At 74.2% G+C, this 554-nt stretch carries 1 pseudogene; it reads left to right on the top strand.

What is annotated here, in order from left to right:
- Nucleotides 1-275: 275 nt before the first annotated feature.
- Nucleotides 276-554: pseudogene (locus CCN56_RS45355) on the top strand (hypothetical protein); the annotation flags it as partial.

The raw sequence follows: 554 nt of genomic DNA, 5'->3' as shown, positions 1-554 counted from the left end.
CGGGGCCGTCGCCCTCGCCTCCGCGCTCGCCACCCGAACCCTGCGCCTGCCGGAAGATCCGTCCCTGCTCCGCCTGTTCGGCGCCGGGGCGCGCTAGGCGGCCCGTCCGACCAGGTGGAAGGCGGTGCGCAGAGGGCCGATCCGGCTCGGACCGTACGACGGGAAAAGGGAAACGGAACGGAAGCCGCGGCCGAGAGCGGACATAGAGGGGCAGAAGGCGCGTGACCGCACCTCAGCCAACTGCGCGGTGGGCGAAACCAGTAGCATGCGGCGCCATGAGCTCCCCCACTGGGCCCGCTTCCGGCCTGCCTGTACGAATGCCTCGACCCCGCCAGTCCGGGCGGCACCGTCGCCCCGAACCCGCGGCGGCGCCCGAGGGCGCTCCCGCACTGGTTCTCGCCGTGCCCGGCGCGCCGTCCGCCGCCATACGCTCACTGGCCGAGGAGGTCGTGAGCATCGCCCGCTCCGAGCTGCCCGGCCTGGAGGCCGCGATCGGCTTCCTGGAGGGCGACGACACCGAGTACCCCTCGCTCGCGACCGTCCTCACGGCGGCC

This window comes from Streptomyces sp. NRRL B-24572, assembly GCF_002156145.1.
GTDB lineage: Bacteria > Actinomycetota > Actinomycetes > Streptomycetales > Streptomycetaceae > Streptomyces > Streptomyces vietnamensis.
Note: the sequence above shows the minus strand (reverse complement) of the source record. Positions and strands in the feature narration are given on the sequence as shown.